At 74.4% G+C, this 430-nt stretch carries 1 protein-coding gene; it reads left to right on the top strand.

Annotation, left to right across the window (positions count from 1 at the left end):
- Positions 1–26 precede the first annotated feature (26 nt).
- Positions 27–430, top strand: a 404-nt coding sequence (locus G3I71_RS48090) for an AMP-binding protein (RefSeq protein ID WP_343243312.1), incomplete at its 3' end; no start/stop codon positions are given.

The following is a 430-nucleotide window of genomic DNA, read 5'->3' as shown; positions in this document are numbered from 1 at the left end:
ACTACCTCACCGCGCTGGAACAACTGGTGGCCGGACCCGACGCCGGCGTCCACGACCGGGGACTGCTCTCCGAGGCCGAGTACCGCTTCCAGGTCCACGAACTGGCCGGGCCGGTGCGGGAACTGCCCGACCGGCGCTTCCACGAACTGTTCGAGGCACAGGCCGCCGCCCGCCCCGCGGAGACCGCCGTCGTGCACGCCGGCCGGAGCTGGACGTACGGCGAGCTCAACGCCCGGGCCAACCGGATCGCGCACGCGCTGCTCGCCCGGGACCTGGGGCCCGAGGCGGTGGTGGCCGTCGTCACCGAACGCAACCTGGAGTGGCTCGCCTCCGTCATCGGCATCCTCAAGGCCGGTGCCGCCTACCTGCCCGTCGAGCCGCACGCCCCGGTCGACCGGATGGCCCGCACCCTGGCGCGCAGCGGCTGCCG

This window comes from Streptomyces sp. SID12501 (assembly GCF_010550245.1).
Classification (GTDB): domain Bacteria; phylum Actinomycetota; class Actinomycetes; order Streptomycetales; family Streptomycetaceae; genus Streptomyces.
The sequence above is the reverse complement of the archived record's forward strand: the minus strand, read 5'-3'. Positions and strand labels throughout refer to the sequence as shown.